The sequence below is a fragment of the Pseudomonas sp. PS01297 genome (assembly GCF_029959305.1).
GTDB classification, from domain to species: domain Bacteria; phylum Pseudomonadota; class Gammaproteobacteria; order Pseudomonadales; family Pseudomonadaceae; genus Aquipseudomonas; species Aquipseudomonas helleri.
On sequence record NZ_JASCPQ010000202.1, the window covers coordinates 1 to 2,018 of the forward strand.

Annotated in this window: 2 protein-coding genes; both read right to left on the minus strand. The window is 61.3% G+C overall.

Annotation, left to right across the window (positions count from 1 at the left end):
- Positions 1-65 precede the first annotated feature (65 nt).
- Positions 66-1,037 (minus strand): D-erythronate dehydrogenase, encoded by a 972-nt coding sequence (gene denD, locus QMX84_RS26260; RefSeq protein ID WP_282365149.1) that lies wholly within the window; start codon positions 1,035-1,037, stop codon positions 66-68.
- Between the two features lie 39 nt (positions 1,038-1,076).
- Positions 1,077-1,925: an ureidoglycolate lyase gene (locus tag QMX84_RS26265; RefSeq protein ID WP_282365150.1), complete on the minus strand. Its 849-nt coding sequence runs from the start codon at positions 1,923-1,925 to the stop codon at positions 1,077-1,079.
- Positions 1,926-2,018: the final 93 nt, after the last annotated feature.

The following is a 2,018-nucleotide window of genomic DNA, read 5'->3' on the forward strand; positions in this document are numbered from 1 at the left end:
AGCTTGCCTCGCGATCTTTTAAACGATCAAAAGATCGCGAGGCAAGCTCGCTCCTACAGGGGTGTTTACTGTGCAGTATCTTCTATGTGCGCACGCACGATGGCGTCGAAGTCCGGGTCGGCGGTAAAGCCCAGTGCACGGGCACGCGGGGCTTCAACCTTGCTTGGCCAGCTTTCGACAATACGCTGGATGGTTGCATCCGGCTCCCAGCGAATCAGTTGCGTGGCTTTGTCACCGGCCACACGTTGCAGCGCCGCGACCATGTCGGCCACGGTGGTGGTCACGCCCGGCAGCGGGATGATGCGCTCGCCGCCCAGGGTCTGCGGCGACAGGGTCATACCCAGCAACATCGACTCGACAATGCGTCGTGGCGAGGTCAGGTACACGCGGGTGTCGGGGCGCACCGGGCACACGGCAGGCAGGCCCACCAGCGGCTCGCGGATGATCGAGCTAAAAAAGGTCGACGCGGCTTTGTTCGGTTTGCCGGGGCGCACGGCCACGGTCGGCAGGCGCAACACGCGGCCATCCACAAAGCCTTTGCGGGCGTAGTCGGCCACCAGCAATTCACCGACGGCTTTTTGCATGCCATAGGACGATTGCGGGGTGAGCACGGTGTTGTCGTCTACCACCTCCGGCAGCTTGCCGCCGAACACCGCGAAGCCGCTTGCGTACACCAGACGCGGCGCGGTGCCTTGCTTGCGTAGGGTTTCGAGGAGCAGCATCAGGCCGTGCAAGTTCACCTGCATGCCCAAGTCAAAATCCGCCTCGGCGGCCGAGCTGACCACTGCCGCCAGGTGCCACACCAGGTCCACGCCATCGGTGACACGGGCGATCACTTCAGGGTCGGCAACATCCCCGGTCACCAGCTCAATGCGCGGGTCATTGGGCACGTCTTCACCGGCAAAGGCGTCGAACAGCACGATGCGTTCGATGGTGCGCGGTGCTTCGCCTTCCAGCGTCAGGGTGTTCAAATCTGTCAGGCGTTGAGCCAGTTGCTTGCCGATAAAACCGGTACCGCCAGTGATGAGGATGCGCATGTGTTGCTCCTGTTTCTTATATTTATTTGAGGCGCTGGATCAGTCTGCTTGAATCGTGCGTTGCTGCTGTTCGCCCAGCCCTTCGATGCCCAGGCGCATCTGCTGGCCGGCGCGCAGGAACACCGGCTCCGGCTTGACCCCAAGGCCCACACCCGGCGGCGTACCGGTAGAAATCACGTCGCCCGGTTGCAGCGACATGCAGCGGCTCAGGTAGGCAATCAGCGCCGGGATCTGGAACACCATGGTGTTGGTATTGCCGTTCTGGTAGCGCTGTCCGTCGACCTCAAGCCACAGTTTGAGTTGGTGCGGGTCGCGGATTTCGTCACGGGTCACCAGCCATGGGCCAATGGGGCCGAACGTGTCAAAACCCTTGCCTTTGTCCCAGGTGCCGCCGCGTTCCAGTTGCCATTCACGCTCGGAGACATCGTTGATCACGCAGTAACCGGCGACGTGGTCCAGGGCGTTGCTCTCGTCGATGTAGCGGCCGCCTTTGCCGATGACCACGCCCAGCTCGACTTCCCAGTCAGTCTTGACCGAGCCGCGAGGGATTTCGACGTCATCATTGGGGCCGCAAATGGCGCTGGTCCACTTGTTGAAAACCACCGGCTCCGACGGCACGGCCAGCCCGGATTCAGCGGCGTGGTCGGCGTAGTTAAGGCCGATGCAAATGAACTTGCCGACCTGCCCGACGCAAGCGCCGATACGTGGCGAGCCGTTGACCAGCGGCAGACTGGCCGGGTCGATTTTACTCAGGGCTTCAAGGCTTGCAGGCTCCAGCGCCTTGCCTGCGACATCGGCGATATGCGCCGACACATCACGGATGTTGCCTTGGGCATCGAGCAGACCGGGTTTTTCCTGACCTTTTTCGCCGTAGCGCAGCAGTTTCATAAAAGCTCCTGTATCGAATTAAAAACCTGACCTTCTGTAGGAGCGAGCTTGCCTCGCGATCTTTTGATCTTCTAAAAGATCGCGAGGCAAGCT

Coding starts and splice junctions, on each gene's coding strand:
- denD (WP_282365149.1), bottom strand. CDS start 1,037: ATGCGCATCCTCATCACTGGCGGTACCGGTTTTATCGGCAAGCAACTG.
- QMX84_RS26265 (WP_282365150.1), bottom strand. CDS start 1,925: ATGAAACTGCTGCGCTACGGCGAAAAAGGTCAGGAAAAACCCGGTCTG.